The organism is Fontimonas sp. FW305-C-3 (assembly GCF_058783185.1).
This window is the reverse complement of the sequence record NZ_JBYSYK010000004.1, coordinates 423,153-437,345: the sequence shown is the minus strand read 5'-3', so window position 1 is coordinate 437,345 and position 14,193 is coordinate 423,153. Positions and strand designations below refer to the sequence as shown.

At 66.7% G+C, this 14,193-nt stretch carries 13 protein-coding genes; 5 read left to right on the top strand and 8 right to left on the bottom strand.

Annotated elements, in window-relative coordinates; genetic code table 11:
- Window positions 1-21 precede the first annotated feature (21 nt).
- Both AC3WUF_RS17345 and AC3WUF_RS17340 read left to right on the top strand, forming a co-directional pair.
- A complete protein-coding gene (locus AC3WUF_RS17345) occupies window positions 22-708 on the top strand; it encodes a VIT1/CCC1 transporter family protein (protein ID WP_492427907.1) in 687 nt (228 codons plus the stop codon).
- Between the two features lie 19 nt (window positions 709-727).
- Window positions 728-1,267 (top strand): YaeQ family protein, encoded by a 540-nt coding sequence (locus AC3WUF_RS17340; protein ID WP_492427905.1) that lies wholly within the window; start codon window positions 728-730, stop codon window positions 1,265-1,267.
- Window positions 1,268-1,408: 141 nt separating this feature from the next.
- Here AC3WUF_RS17340 and dbpA read toward each other — a convergent pair whose 3' ends face one another.
- Complete coding sequence (gene dbpA, locus AC3WUF_RS17335; protein ID WP_492427903.1) at window positions 1,409-2,797, bottom strand: ATP-dependent RNA helicase DbpA; 1,389 nt, start codon at window positions 2,795-2,797, stop codon at window positions 1,409-1,411.
- A gap of 196 nt (window positions 2,798-2,993) precedes the next feature.
- Between dbpA and AC3WUF_RS17330 the strand changes: the two genes are divergently transcribed.
- On the top strand, window positions 2,994-4,529 hold the full coding sequence (locus AC3WUF_RS17330) for a DUF3943 domain-containing protein (RefSeq protein ID WP_492427901.1): 1,536 nt from the start codon (window positions 2,994-2,996) through the stop codon (window positions 4,527-4,529).
- Between the two features lie 24 nt (window positions 4,530-4,553).
- Window positions 4,554-5,108, top strand: coding sequence for a phosphatase PAP2 family protein (locus AC3WUF_RS17325; RefSeq protein WP_492427899.1), 555 nt, complete (start codon window positions 4,554-4,556; stop codon window positions 5,106-5,108).
- A gap of 10 nt (window positions 5,109-5,118) precedes the next feature.
- Here the strand turns inward: AC3WUF_RS17325 and AC3WUF_RS17320 are convergent, their stop codons facing one another.
- Window positions 5,119-5,727: a hypothetical protein gene (locus tag AC3WUF_RS17320; RefSeq protein ID WP_492427897.1), complete on the bottom strand. Its 609-nt coding sequence runs from the start codon at window positions 5,725-5,727 to the stop codon at window positions 5,119-5,121.
- A 55-nt stretch (window positions 5,728-5,782) separates the two neighbouring features.
- On the opposite strand from AC3WUF_RS17320, the gene def reads away from it, so the two are divergent.
- On the top strand, window positions 5,783-6,313 hold the full coding sequence (gene def / locus AC3WUF_RS17315; protein WP_492427895.1) for a peptide deformylase: 531 nt from the start codon (window positions 5,783-5,785) through the stop codon (window positions 6,311-6,313).
- A 9-nt stretch (window positions 6,314-6,322) separates the two neighbouring features.
- Here def and AC3WUF_RS17310 read toward each other — a convergent pair whose 3' ends face one another.
- From AC3WUF_RS17310 to AC3WUF_RS17285, 6 genes are all read right to left on the bottom strand, one after another.
- On the bottom strand, window positions 6,323-7,561 hold the full coding sequence (locus tag AC3WUF_RS17310; protein WP_492427893.1) for an MBL fold metallo-hydrolase: 1,239 nt from the start codon (window positions 7,559-7,561) through the stop codon (window positions 6,323-6,325).
- Window positions 7,562-7,772: 211 nt separating this feature from the next.
- A complete protein-coding gene (locus AC3WUF_RS17305; RefSeq protein ID WP_492427891.1) occupies window positions 7,773-8,933 on the bottom strand; it encodes an adenylate/guanylate cyclase domain-containing protein in 1,161 nt (386 codons plus the stop codon).
- A 5-nt stretch (window positions 8,934-8,938) separates the two neighbouring features.
- Window positions 8,939-10,096: a DUF3047 domain-containing protein gene (locus tag AC3WUF_RS17300; RefSeq protein WP_492427889.1), complete on the bottom strand. Its 1,158-nt coding sequence runs from the start codon at window positions 10,094-10,096 to the stop codon at window positions 8,939-8,941.
- A 96-nt stretch (window positions 10,097-10,192) separates the two neighbouring features.
- The gene (locus AC3WUF_RS17295) at window positions 10,193-11,116 is read right to left on the bottom strand and encodes a DUF1295 domain-containing protein (RefSeq protein ID WP_492427887.1); all 924 of its coding nucleotides are present in this window, start codon (window positions 11,114-11,116) and stop codon (window positions 10,193-10,195) included.
- Complete coding sequence (locus AC3WUF_RS17290; RefSeq protein WP_492427885.1) at window positions 11,116-12,834, bottom strand: FAD-dependent oxidoreductase; 1,719 nt, start codon at window positions 12,832-12,834, stop codon at window positions 11,116-11,118. Before AC3WUF_RS17290 ends, AC3WUF_RS17295 begins: the two co-directional genes overlap by 1 nt.
- 192 nt (window positions 12,835-13,026) lie before the next feature.
- Complete coding sequence (locus AC3WUF_RS17285) at window positions 13,027-14,154, bottom strand: flavin-dependent monooxygenase (protein WP_492428427.1); 1,128 nt, start codon at window positions 14,152-14,154, stop codon at window positions 13,027-13,029.
- Window positions 14,155-14,193 lie beyond the last annotated feature (39 nt).

The window sequence follows — 14,193 nt, the reverse complement described above, 5'->3', positions numbered from 1 at the left end:
TCTGAAATCGCGAGTGCCCGCATGAGTCACGCCGAAACCCACCGCTCCCACCGCGCCGGCTGGCTGCGTGCTGCCGTGCTCGGCGCCAACGACGGCATCGTCTCGACCTCGAGCCTGCTGATCGGCATCGCGGCAGCGGGCAGCGCGCATGAGAACGTCCTGATCAGCGGCGGCGCGGCACTCGTCGCCGGCGCGATGTCGATGGCCGCCGGCGAGTACGTCTCGGTCAGCTCGCAGGCCGATGCGGAGCGCGCCGACCTGGCGATCGAGCAGCGCTCGCTGGAATCGGACCCGCGTGGCGAGCGCGACGAACTCGCGCGCATCTACGAAAACCGCGGACTTGCCCCGGCGCTGGCGCTGCAGGTTGCCGACCAGCTGATGGCGCATGACGCGCTCGGCGCCCATGCGCGCGACGACATCGGCCTGTCGGAGAGCATGCCGGCGCAGCCCGTCCAGGCCGCGTTCTCGTCCGCAGGCAGCTTCGCCGCCGGTGCCGCCTTGCCGTTGGCGGTCGCCTGGCTGATGCCGGCTTTCCTGGTGCCGGCGGTCGCGGCCACGTCGCTGTTCTTCCTGGCCCTGCTCGGCGGTGTCGCGGCCTGGGCCGTCGGCGCATCGACCGCCACCGGTGCGCTGCGCGTGACCTTCTGGGGCGCCCTGGCGATGGCGCTTACCGCCGGCATCGGCAGTCTGTTCGGCGTCGTCGCCTAGGGCCAGTCATAATCGCCGCATGGCACTCACCGCAACGCTGCACACTTTCACGATCCAGCTCGCCGACATGGACCGCAGCGTCTATGCGGACTTCGAGCTGCGCGTCGCCCAACAGCCCTCCGAGACGGCCGAGTTCATGCTGGTCCGCGTGCTGGCCTACTGCCTGGAATACGAAGAGGGCATCGCGCTGACCGAAGGCGTTGCCGCGGTCGACGAACCGGCGGTACTGGTGCGCGACCTGACCGGCCGCATCACCGCGTGGATCGAAGTCGGCGCGCCGGATGCCGAGCGCGTGCATCGCGGCAGCAAGCATGCCGGCCGTGCCGCGGTGTACTGCCATCGCGATCCGCAGCAGCTGCTCGCACAATACGCCGGCAAAAAGATCCATCGCGCGGAGTCGGTGCCGGTGCACAGCTTCGGCCGCGAGTTCGTCAGCGATGCGGCGAAGCGCCTGCAGCGGCGCTCGAAGCTGGCGATCTCGGTGACGGAGCGGCAGCTGTACATGGATATTGACGGGCACAGCTTGAGCGCGACGATTTTGAGTCAGCCGGCGGGCTAGCTTCGTCGCGGCATCTCGATACACCGCGCCGTAGGCGCGGCACTCGATGCGAACGGGGTTTGTTGTTCGGCCGCTACAACGAAGGCCCGTTCGCATCGAGTGCCCGCGCAGCGGGTGTATCGAGATGCCGCAGCAGAACGATCAGTCGATCGTCCGCACCCGGAACTTCTTGCCCTTGATCTTACCCTGCTGCAGCGCCTTCAGCGCCTTGCCGGCCTGCTTGAGGTCGATGGCGACATAACTGCGCGTGTCGTAGGTGTTGATCTTGCCGACCGCCTCCTTGACCAGGCCGCCGCCGACGGTCAGCGCGCCGAGGATGTCGCCGGGACGCAGCTTGTCGAGGCGGCCGGCGTCGATGCAGAGCGTCGTCACGGTCGGCGGGCGCGGGTTGTCCGGCTCGAATTTCGTGGGCAGCTTCTGCAGGCGGATTTTCTTGCCGCGCTTTTCTTCGAGTGCTTCCACCCGCTCCAGCTCGCGCGGCCCGACGAGGTGCATCGCCAGACCGCTGCTGCCGGCGCGTCCGGTACGGCCGATGCGATGGACGTGCGCGTCGGCTTCCTTGGCCAGCTCGAAGGAGATGACCGCTTCGAGATCCTTGATGTCGAGCCCGCGCGCGGCAACGTCGGTCGCGATCAGCACGCGGATGCTGCCGTTGGCGAAGCGCACCAGCACTTCGTCGCGTTCGCGCTGATCGATGTGGCCGTGCAGCGCCAGCACCGAATAGCCGCGCTCGGCCAGCGCGTCGCTGAGGTCCTGCGCGTCGTGCCGCGTGTGGCAGAACACCAGCGCCGACTGCGGCCGGCGCGTGCTCAGCAGATGGGCGAGCGCATCGGTGCGGGTGTCCGGATCGACTTCATAGAACACTTCCTCGAGCTGCGTGCTCGGCGCAGTGATGTCGATCGTCGCCTCGACCGGGCGCCGCTGCAGGCGACGGCTGAGGTCGCGCACGTTGTCGGGAAAGGTCGCCGAGAAGAATAACGTCTGCCGCGTCTTCGGCGAGCGCGCCACGATTTCGCGGCTGGCGGCCTCGAAGTCGCTGTCGAGCATGCGGTCGGCCTCGTCGAGCACGAGCACCTTGAGCGCATCGAGCTTCAACGCGCCTGCTTCGATGAGTTCCAGCACGCGGCCGGCCATGCCGACGACGATGTGCGGATCGTGTTCCAGCGACGCGAGCTGCGGCCGCTTGTCGATGCCGCCGCTGAGTACGGTCAGCTTGATGTTCGGCATGAAGCGCGCGAGGCGGCGGATCTCCTTGGCGATCTGATCCGCCAGCTCACGCGTCGGGCACAGCACCAGCGCCTGGACTTTCGTCAGCGCCGGATCGAGTTGCGACAGCAGGCCAAGACCATACGCGGCGGTCTTGCCGCTGCCGGTGCGCGCCTGGCCGATGACATCCTTGCCTTCGAGCATCAGCGGCAGGCTGAGCGCCTGGATCGGCGTCATCTGCTCGTACTTAAGCTGCTCAAGCGCCTGCAGCAGCGCCGGGTTCAGCGGCAGATTCGAAAAGCTGTTTGGGGATGTCGGGTGCACGTGCTGATCTCGTTGGCCCCGCGCCTGGGCCGGTGCGGCGGCATATTGTGACGCCTGCAAGGCAGAACTGCGAAATGCACGCCGCGCCGTGCAACATGACCGACACGCTGCAAGCTGCTGTCACCCTGCCGTCACGTTCGGGAAACATTCAGCCGCGGAGCGCCATGGTCGACGCCTGTTCAGGGATCAGGCCGTCATGTTCGATCAGGGAATTTCCAAGGATTGCCTCGCAAAGCGAGCGCGCTGCACGGCCGCCTTGCTGCTCGCGCTCGCGTGCGGGATGGCCCGTGCCGAGGACGATCCCAAGCTCGACTCCAAGGCGCAGAAAGTGGCGCCGACGGCCTTTGCCGACGAGAAGCCCAGGCCGGTGCTGAACTGGGGCGAAGGCGACGGCAAGAGCTACTGGGTGCCGGCTGCGGACATCGTGATGTTCGACGTGCTGCTGAACCTGTTCAATCGCCAGTTCTCCGGCATCGAGGACTACGACGCGACGCTCAATTCCTGGCAGGACAACCTGAGCCGCAAGTGGGAGTACGACAACGACCCCTTCGACATCAACCAGTTCGGCCATCCGTACCAGGGCTCGCTGTATCACGGCTTCTCGCGCTCCGCCGGCCTTGGCTACTGGGAAGCCTCGGCGTACACGATCGTCGGCAGCGCGGCCTGGGAAGTCCTCGGCGAGATCACCGCGCCGTCGATCAATGACCAGATCACGACCGGCTTCGGCGGCAGCTTCCTCGGCGAGCCGCTGTTCCGCATCGCCAGCCTGCTGCTGGAAAGCGGCGATGGCGGGCCGCCCGGCTTCTGGCGCGAACTCGGCGCCGCGCTGATCTCGCCGTCGACCGGCTTCAACCGCCTGGCCTACGGCGATCGCTTCGACGGCGTGTTCCGCAGCCACAACCCGGCGGTCTATACGCGCATCGGCATCGGCCTCAACGTCGATTCCAGCGTCGACTCGACCGTCAATCGCAATGTCGACCCTGAAGGCGAGTCGATCCCGCAGAGCTACGACACCGGCGAGACGATCGGCGATTTCACGATCGCTTACGGCCTGCCCGGCAAGCCGGGCTATCGCTACGACGAGCCGTTCGACTACTTTCACATGCAGTTCACCGCGGCGACCAGCAACGTGCTGGAGAACGTCATCGTGCGCGGCCTGCTGGTCGGCACCGACTACGAGATCGGCGACAACTACCGTGGTATCTGGGGCCTGTACGGCACCTACGACTACATCGCGCCGCAGATCTTCCGCGTGTCGACGACCGCCGCGGCGCTCGGCACGACCGGCCAGTGGTGGATGTCGAAGACCGTCGCGCTGCAGGGCACGGCGCTCGCTGGCGTTGGCTACGGCTCGGCCGGCACCATCCGCGGCGTCGGCGAGCGCGATTACCACAACGGGGTCACGCCGCAGGGCATGGCGGCGCTGCGCCTGATCTTCAGCGACCGCGCGTCGCTCGACATGACCGCGCGCCACTACTACGTCAGCGACCTGGGGTCCGACGAGAAAGGCGGCGAGGAGAACATCTCGCGCGGCGACGTCGCGCTGACCGTCCGCGTGCACAACCTGCATGCACTGGTGCTGACCTACACCGCGTCGCGCCGCGACTCCAGCTACGAGAACCTGCCCGATACGCGGCAGGAAGTCGGCACCTTCAGCATCGGCTACGCCTATCTCGGCCAGACCCGCTCCGGCGCCGTCGACTGGCGGCCGAAGCGCGCCGGCGGCCCGTAGACCCTTTTCCTCAGGAGCAACAAGATGGTCGGATCAATCAAGTCGTGCATGCTGTCTGCAGCGCTGGGCGTGGCGATGCTGGCGCAAGCCGGCAGTGCCGCCGCGATGGAAGAGGAACTGCCCGCAGACATCGTCACCGGCCTGCTGCCGCTCGCCGCCTACGGCTTGATCAAATACAAGGATGACGACGAAGGCGAAGGCCAGTTCCTGCGCAGCGTCGGCTTCACGCTGTTGATCAATTCCTCGCTGCGCTATGCGCTGAAGGACACCGACTGGTCGGAACGGCCGAACGGCAGCCCGTATGGCTTCCCGTCCGGACATGCCGGCTTCGTCGTCTCAAACGCCGCGTTCCTGTCCGAACGCTACGGCTGGAAGTACGGTCTGCCGGCGTATGCGGCCTCCGCGTATGTCATGTATGTGCGAGTCGACACCGATCACCACCGCTGGCGCGATGTCATCGCCGGCGGCCTGCTGGCCTATGGTCTGTCGCATCTGTTCGTGACACCGGTCGATGCGACCACCATCGCGCCGGTCGTCGGGCCGGATTATCTTGGCATCCGCCTCGGGAAATCGTTCTAAAGGTTCTCGCTCAAGGTTTGCGATCCGGGTCCGCGACGAAGTGCTCGCGGTTCAGCACGTCCATGACCATATCGCGCAGAGACGCATAGCGCTGCTCGCAGCCGCGCAGGAATTTCTGCAGCTCCGGCTCCGGCTCCTCATCGGCCATCGCCTGGCATAGATGGCTTTCATGGTTGAGTGCGTTGGACGTGCTGACCAGCATCGTGCGCTCGTACTCGAGCTGGCTGGCGCCGCTGAACGGCAGGAAATGGATCACCCGATCCTTGGCGATCGCGTTGCGCTTGCGCTGCTCCATCACCGGCAGCGGGTCCAGATCCAGGCGCACCGCCGGGTAATTCTTCTCGATGCGTTCCAGGCCGTCCTTGAGCTCGCCGCCATAGGCGCTGATCTGCTTGATGACGCCGTCGAAGCTGTCGGACTCGAGCTTGGCAAGCAGCACCAGCTTGGCGAGGCCGATGCTCGACGCGTCCTTGTACAACATGCTGTAACCCTCATTGAGGATCAGGCGCTGCTCGCTCTGGGCGGCCGCCTTGTCCTCCTTGGATTCGGCCCGGCTGCAAGCGCCGGCGAGCGCCGCCAGCAGCGCCGCCGCCAAGACAAGGTGGTTTCTGGTTTGCATGGTTTCGAGATCCGCCGCAATGTTCGAAGACCACTGTGTCGACTAAACTCACTGAATGATCCGTGAACTCCTCCGCATGGGCGATCCGCGCCTGCTGCAGATCTCCGCCCCCGTCGAGCGCTTCGGCACGCCGGAACTGCTGGCCCTGCTCGAAGACATGCGCGACACGATGGCCGACGCCAACGGCGCCGGCCTCGCCGCGCCGCAGATCGGCGTGCCGCTGCGCGTCGTGATCTTCGGCGTGACGAAGAACCCGCGCTATCCGGACGCCGAGGAAGTGCCGTTCACCGTGCTCTGCAATCCGCTGATCACGCCGCTGACCAGTGAAACCGAAGACGGCTGGGAAGGCTGCCTCAGCGTGCCCGGCATGCGCGGCCTGGTGCCGCGCGTCACGCAGCTGCGCTATCGCGGTTTCGACGAGCACGGCACCTCGATCGACCGCATCGCGACCGGCTTCCACGCCCGCGTCGTCCAGCACGAGTGCGACCACCTCGACGGCATCCTCTACCCGACGCGGATCCGCGATCTGCGTCAGTTCGGGTTTACCGACGTGCTGTTTCCGGGGCAGGTGATCGTCGACGACTAGTCGGCGCGTTCACTGCTGCGCGCAGCGCGAACCCGGCGGCGGCGTCTTCCAGCGCGGATCGTCGACGGCATAACTGCGTACGACCAGGTAGTCGTCCGGATCGCGCAGGTAGTCGAGCTCGGGCGGATACTCCAGTCCTTCCAGCGCATTGCGCCACTGCACCTCGTATGCCGCCGCGCCGCCACCGACGACCGGCGCCCAAGCGTCGTGGTGACTCGGCAGGCTGACGTGCGGCCGCGCGCTGTCGACATACAGCGTCGAGTCGCGCAGGCCGCTGGTGACCATGCCGAAGCCGACGATCGCACCGACATGCACGTCGACGCAGCCCGGCAGGTTCGCCAGCGCCGCCTGCACCTCGGGGCCGCCCGGTTCGCCGTCGCCGATCGGGCCGGTCGAGTCATGCCACAGCAGGCTGAAGTCGCCGCTGCGCAGGTGATAGGCCCAGGTACCGCCGGCCGGCTGGCCGAGCAGGCCGTCGTCACCGAGCGTCTGTGCGAAGCGCAGGATTTCCTGCGGATCGGTATTGAGATATTCGAGATAAGTCAGCACCTCGGGCACGAAGACCAGCGGCAGGCCGCCAGTCAGCAGGTCGGTCGGATCGACCGCCGAATGCACGTGCTGAATCACCTGCACCTCCGGCAGATCGCGCCAGATGCGGATCGCCTGCACCGCGCCGGGCCCGGGAGATTCGCGGGTGCCGAGAATCAGGCACGGGAACGGCTGCGTCGCGTCGAACTCCGCCGCGCGCTCACGCGCCGTCGCGCAGACCGTCGCACCGGCGACCAGCGCCGCGCCGCTGCGGCCGGCGATGTAGCCGGCATCCGCCGCGTGATCGAAATGGCCGTGGCCGATGAAGATCGCCTCCGGCTGGATCGCGGCAAGTTCCTCACGGCCGATCGGCACGTAGTCCTTCTGCACGCCGACCGGCTCCCAGGCGTCGAACAGAAACAGATGGCCGTTCATCGTCGCGATGAAACTCGACACGCCGACCCACCACAGCTTTACCTGCGTGGGATCGGTGGCATCGGGCCCGAGGATGCGGTCGCGCTCGGCCTGCACTGCGGCGCTGACCGCCGTCGCTGCCGGCAGCGGTCGCCAGTCGGCCGGCGCGACGTCGCCGACGTTGAGCGCCGGCGTGCCGGGGCCGGGCCCCGCGCCGGGCGCTTCGGAATCGCCGCACGCAGCTAGCACTGCGGACAACGCGAGCAGGAACAGCAGTTCGCCGATCTTCTTCAAGGGAATGACCATCCAGTAGGAATGCCGCAAGAGTAAGCGGCCCGTGCCAGAGATCAAACCCCGAATCGAATCGAGCACTCCCTCTCCCCGCATGCGGGGAGAGGGTCGGGTGAGGGGCATTGGCGCAACCGACCTGTTCAGCCAACCCACGCGCCCCTCATCCGCCCTGCGGGCACCTTCTCCCCGCAGGCGGGGAGAAGGAACAGTTAGCGTCCCTTTAAGCCTAAGGGCGCCAATCCAGCGGATACATCCGATGCACGCCGCTCAAGCCCTTCAGCTCGGCGCTGCGGCTTGCGCTGAACCCGAACTGCGCATCATCAGCCACCACGCGATGCAAGTCTTCCGACACCAGCACCTCGCCGCCCTGTGCCTGCGCCGCGATCCGCGCGGCGAGGATGACCGTGATGCCGAAGAAGCGGTCGCCTTCCTTGATCGGCGTGCCGCAGTGCAGACCGATGCGTACGCGGATCGGTGTGTCCGGATGGCGGCGGCTGTACTCGGTGCACTGAGTTTGGATCGCGGTCGCGCAGCGCAGCGCCTGCGCGGGATCGGCGAACGCGAGCAGGAAGCCGTCGCCCTGCAGCTCGACTTCCTGGCCGCCGTGGCCGCGGATCGCGCGGCGGACGATGTGGTTGTGCGCCTTGATGACCTGATGCGCGGCTTGGTCGCCGAGACGCTGGGTCATCGCGGTGAAGCCTTCCATGTCGCTGAAGACGATCGTGACCGTACCGTCGGCGGCGGTCGATGCGCTGAAGTCCGGGCGGCGTTGCTCGACGGCCGCGATCATCGCGTCCAGCGAGCCGCGCACGACGCGCTTGGCGACGCCTTCGGCTTCCGACTTGATCGACAGCGCGAGATCGGTCGCGCGGCGGATGCCGAGTGCCGCCGATGCATTGACGAGCCCGCCGAGCAGTTCGGTGACGCTCTGCGCTTCCATCGGCGCCTCGACTTCAAGCGGCCATGTTTCCTCCGGCAGCAGCCACGCGGCGATCTGCTTCGCCATGGCCGCGAACGCGAGCCCGCCGAGCAACGGCACCAGCGCGACGAGCGACAGCTGCGCCAGCGGCGCGAGCGCGCCGACCGCGATCAGCAAGCCGGTCAGCACGACGATCCAGCGCGGTAGCGGCTCGGGCAGGCGCTGCCCGTCCAGCGCGAGACGCTCGACGAAGTGCGCCGCCAGATTGTCGGCGGCGAACCACAGCGCGAACACCGTGATGAGCAGCGCAGCGGCAGCGGCAGCTGTGCCGACGCTGCGCTCGATCACTGCGGCAGCAATCAACGACAGCACGGCGAGCGCCATCGCCAGCGCGAGCAGGCGGCAGCCGAGCACGGTGAACGCCTGCGCATCGATGCCGGCACGCGCCGCCATCGGCTTGCGGCGCACTGCGCTCAGGGCTGCACCACGACGCGGCCGTCCGCGTCGGCGACGACGATGCCGCGATACTGGCATTTGCCGACGCCACGCTGGAACGCGGTGTTCGCAATCAGCCACACCGCGACGATCTCGCGCGGCAGCTCGCCGCCGATCGCGCGCCGGTAGTCGGCGATCAGGTCGCGCTTTTCGTTGAGCCACTGGCCGAGTTCCTGCGTGCCGCTGCGCACGACCCAGTGGGTCTCGCGTTGATCCCACCAGGGCAGCGGGCACTGGAAGATCGTGTCGACCGGCAGCGCCGCGCTCCACATCCAGGTGAGGTCAAGACCGTTATCGAATTCGACCGCGATCGACAGGTAGTCGTGGGTCGGCTGGATGTGCTCAGCGAGCTGCGACGGCAACTGCTCGACGCACCAGGCCCAGGACAGCGTCGATGCCGAGGTCAGCGCGCGGCGCAGCGGGAAGCGCAGGATGCCGACATCGGCATGCGTATCGCAGCACAGGGCGCGTCCGTCGTCGGCGGGCCGGTAGATCTCGCCGTCGCCGAGGCGCCACAGATACTGCCAGCCGGCCGGCGCGGCCAAGGACTTCTGGCTGCGGCGCAGCACCGGGCCGAACAGGTCTTCATCCTGTGCGGCGGCGGCCTGCAGCGACTGCTGCGCATCGCCGCGCCAGCGGATCACCGCAATCGCGAACTCGCCGGCGAGCGGTGCGCGAGCGATCGATGGATCGAAATTGCCCTGCTCGTCGGCAAACTCTCCGGACGGCTTGCAGGTGAACTGCAGCGGGCCGCCGGCGCCGGTATCGACGCTGCAACCCTGGCCGAGCAGCTTGGCGACCGGCGCATCGCCGATGCGATACCACAGGCCGACCTGCGGGCCGAAACCGACATCAAGACCGCGCGACACATAGACGCGGCCGTGCGCGAGCACGGTGACGCGCTCGCCGGCGCGCAGCAGCACACCGGCCGGCTTCCAGTCAGGCTCTGCGCCGGACAGCGTGATCCAGTCACAGCGTTCGATCAGCGCGGAGAGTTTCGCAGCCGCGGCATCCACCCGGCGCCGGAATGCGGCGGCGTCGGGCACATCGACCTGGCCACGCCAGCGGCGCCGCAGCCTTGAGGCCATGAAGCGAAGCGTGGTTGGCAGCGCGGAGGGCGCGTTGCGGGTCGGCATGGAACTCTCGATGGCGGGATCGAAGCCACCGTACACCAGCGCTGCGTCGGCTGGGAATGCTCAAGATGGGTAGGTATCGGCGCCCAGCCGCCGAGCTCAGAACAACCGCGGCAAGAACCGCGGCGTGTGCCGCTGGTATTCCGGGTAGTCCGGATACTTGTGGTTCTGCACCTTCTCGCCCAGCTTGCTGCTGCCCTGGAAGATCAGCATCAGCATCAGGCAACCCGCCACCGTCCAGTTGAGCTGGCCGGTCGCCGCGACGCTGAACAGGAAGAACACGATCCACAGCGACTGCTCGGCGAAATAGTTCGGATGCCGCGAGCGCGACCACAGGCCGCTGGTGATGAAGCCGCGCGCGTAATCGCCATCCACCCGTTCGCCGGCCTTGAGGCGGCGCTTCTTCTCGTTCTGGAATGTCTGCTGCTGCTCGTCGGCCACCGTCTCGAAGATCACGAAGCCGAGGTACGCAGCCGCAAGCAGCCAGTCGAAGAGGCCGAGCGGACGCGGCGCGTCGGCGGCGAGCACGATCGGCAGCGCCAGCGCCATCAGCAGGATGTTCTGGTAGATGCAGATGAAGCCGAGATGGAATGCGGTCCACACCAGGCGATGTTCCATGAACGGCATCTGCCGCACATGCGCCCAGCGATAATCCTCGTTGCCGCTCCAGAACTTCCAGCTGTAACCGCCATGACGCGCGAAATTGAACGTCAGGCGGATGCCCCACACTGTGGCGACCGCGGACATCAGCACCATGCGCGGTTCGTAGCCGGCCTTGGCCGTCAGCAGCCAGGCATAGATCGGCGGCAGCAGACTCCACAGCTTGTCGACCTGCGAAATATTGCCGGACAGCTCGCCAAGCACGAAGCACAGCAGCGAGAAACCGAGCATGACGACAACCGCGTCGTGAACGAGCGTGTGCTGCAGCGGCGTCAGCGGCTGGTCATAGAACCACACCGCGAACGGCAGCAGCGCCAGCGCGCAGACCAGCACCGCAGTCATGCGCCCCAGCGAGACGACCATCAGGCAGCCTTGACGGTATTTGCAGCCTGCGCCATGTCCATCGCCGCAACATAGGCGAAGGTCATTGCCGGTCCCAGGGTGGAGCCGGCGCCGGCGTAGGTCGGCCCCATCACCGCAGCCGAGGTGTTGCCGACGGCGTAGAGCCCGCCGATGACGCTGCCGTCCTCGCGCAGCACGCGCGCCTGCGGGTCGACGTTGAGGCCGCCCTTGGTGCCGATCTCACCCGGATACATCGGCACCGCGTAGAACGGCGCCTTCTCGATCGGGCCGAGGCAGGTGTTCGGCTTGACGCTCGGATCGCTGTAGTAGCGGTCGATCGCGGTCTCGCCCTTGTGGAATTCAGTGTCGACGCCGGTCTTTGCGAAACCGTTCATCTTCTCGACCGTCTTCGCGAGGTTCGCGGCATCGACGCCGATCTTCTTCGCGAGCGCGTCGACCGTGTCGGCCTTGAAATAGACCTTGTCGAGCCAATCCTTCGGCAGGCTGGAATCCGGTTCGATCTGGCCGGGCAGGAAGATGCCCATCGGGTACTTGTAACGGAAGGTCGCGTCGAACACGAGCCAGGCCGGCACGCAGCCATTGCCCTTGGCGTCGTCGACGTACATCGCGTTGCGGAAGTCCGGATACGCGGCGGCTTCGTTGACGAAGCGCAGGCCTTTCTTGTTGACCGCGACGCAGCCCGGCATGCCGCGCTCGACGAACAGCGTGATCTGCTGCGCGGCGCCCGGCTTGGCAACGGTCGGCGAGCCCCAGACCTTGTCCATGTGCTTGACCGCCGCACCGATCGCCTGGCCGGCACGGATGCCGTCGCCATGGTTGATCGGCGGTGCCGCGGTCCATTCGACCTTGGTCGGCTTTGCCAGGTACTGCTCGCGCATCTGCTGGTTGGATTCGAAACCGCCGGAAGCCAGCACGACGCCGCGGCGTGCGCGGTAACGCAGGGCCTTGCCGTTGTGCTCGACGACGGCACCGGTGACGCGGCCGCCTTCTTCGATCAGCGACGACAGGCCGGTCTTCAGCTGCAGCGGGATATTGTTCTGCAGCATCGCGTAGCGCAGCGTCGAGACCATCGCCTGGCCGAGCACCTGGCGGCGATCGCGATGCGTGCGGCGGCGCCAGCCGATATCGAGCCAGTACTTGAGCAGCATCTTCACGGTCAGCCAGATCCAGCCCTTGCCGCGCGAGAACAGCGTGTGCGCCTCGATCTGGTCCATGCCGATGCGGCCCATCAGCAGCGTGCCCTTGAACGACTCGCGCTGGTTGTCGAACTCCGCGCCGAGCCGCTTGGCGTCGAACTCCTCGGGCTGCATCGAGCGCCAGCCTTCCTTGCCGCCCGGCTTGTTCGGGTAGTAGTCCGGATACTTCGGCACGTTGTGATAGACCACGCCGAATTTCTTGGCCATGTAGCGCACCATTTCCGGCGCGTTCTTCAGGTAAGCCTCGATGCGGTTCTGCGGCACTTCGTCGCCGATCACCGTCTTCAGGTAGGTCAGCGCTTCTTCATACGAATCGCTGCCGCCGGTCTTGGCGATGTCGTCGTTGCAGGGAATCCAGATGCCGCCGCCGGACACCGCGCTGGTGCCGCCGTACTTGTCGGCCTTCTCGACCAGCACCGTCTTCAGCCCCTGCGCATGCGCGCACAGCGCCGCGGTCATGCCGCCACCGCCCGAGCCGATGACGACGACGTCGTATTCCTGGTCCCACTGCTGTTCGTTCATGCCCACACCGTACTCCTGCGTTCTTTACTCCCTCTCCCCGCATGCGGGGAGAGGGTCGGGGTGAGGGGCCTGCGGAGAGCGCTGCTGTCCCGGCCCGCCCCTCACCCTAGCCCTCTCCCCGCCAGCGGGGAGAGGGAACACTGTCGTTGAATCCTTCCTCGTCCCGCTCGCGGGCAGAGGAGATGGTTTCGCTTAGATGAAGTAATCCGTGTTCTCGCGCCCCAGCATGAAGCCGCCGTAGTTGCGACCGAACTGCTCGGGGTTGTTCGCGTAATGGCCGCGCGCCGCCATGATGTCGAACATATAGCGGTGCAATGGGAAGTCGACAAAGATGCCGCGGCCGCCGCAGGCCGAGAACAGCTGATACGCGTGCTTGGCGCTGCGCTCGACGACCTGCGAAGCCTGGTGACGGAAGTGCAGGCGCTGCTGGATGTCGTCGAGCGGCTGGCCGGCGCGGATCTTCGCCTGCAGCACGTCGAAGTTGCGGTTCAGCACCAGCTTCATTTCATCAATCGCGAGCGCCGCTTCGGAAGCAGCGAGCTGTGCCGGCGCCTGTTCCGAGGTCTTGTTGCCCATGTCGCCGACGCGGACCTTGGCGAAGTCGAGGAAGGTATCGAGCGCGCCCTGCAGGCCGCCGATCGCCGCCGAAGACACCGCGCGCACGAAAATCTGGCCGAACGGCAGCTTGTACAGGTCCGACGTGAACGTGTTGCGGCCGGGATTGGTGCCCATGAAACCGTCGGTCGCCTTGTGCGTGCGGTATTCCGGCACGAACACATCCTTGACGACGATGTCCTTCGAGCCGGTGCCCTTCAGACCCATGACGTGCCAGGTGTCGACGACTTCGTAGTCGCTCTTCGGCAGCAGGAAGGTGCGGTACTCCGGCGGCTGGCCTTCGGTGAAGATCAGGCCGCCGAGGAACACCCAGTCGCAATGGTCGATGCCGCTGGAGAAACCCCAGCGACCGGAGAAGCGGAAGCCGCCTTCGACCGGCTTGACCTGGCCCTTGGGCATGTAGGTCGACGCGATGCGCACGTCGGTGCTCTTGCCCCAGACGTCTTCCGAAGCCTTGGGATCGAACAGCGCGATCTGCCAGTTGTGCACGCCGATGACGCCGTAGATCCAGGCGGTCGACATGCAGCCTTCGGCGAGGGTCATGCAGACGTTGTAGAACACCTGCGGGTCCATCTCGTAGCCGCCGTACTGCTTGGCCTGCAGCACGCGGAAGAAGCCGGCTTCCTTCATCTCGGCGACGGTCTGGTCCGGCACCTTGCGGTCGGTTTCGGTCTGCTTGGCGCGTTCTTTCAGGCGCGGAATCATGTCGCGCGCGCGCTGCACCAGGATTTCCGGCGTGACCGT